This is a genomic window from Burkholderia sp. Bp9090, from assembly GCF_003857985.1.
Lineage (GTDB): Bacteria > Pseudomonadota > Gammaproteobacteria > Burkholderiales > Burkholderiaceae > Burkholderia.
The window spans coordinates 1-228 of record NZ_QTPV01000132.1 but is presented as its reverse complement, the minus strand read 5'-3'; the positions used below and the strand labels follow the sequence as shown (position 1 = coordinate 228).

The 228-nt window shown below is 59.2% G+C and carries 1 pseudogene; it reads left to right on the top strand.

Going from position 1 to position 228, the window contains the following annotated elements:
- Window positions 1–189 (top strand): annotated as a pseudogene (locus tag DIE16_RS36430) (electron transfer flavoprotein subunit beta/FixA family protein); the annotation flags it as partial.
- Between the last annotated feature and the right edge of the window lie 39 nt (window positions 190–228).

The window sequence follows — 228 nt, the reverse complement described above, 5'->3', positions numbered from 1 at the left end:
CTGCCGAACATCATGAAGGCGAAGAAGAAGCCGCTGGAAACGGTGAAGCCGGAAGACCTCGGCGTGGATGTCACGCCTCGTATGAAGACGCTGAAGGTGGCCGAGCCACCGAAGCGCGCGGCCGGCGTGAAGGTGCCGGACGTGAAGACGCTGGTCGAGAAGCTGAAGACCGAAGCCAAGGTGCTGTAAGAGGGAGCGGAAAGAAATGACGATTCTGGTGATTGCAGA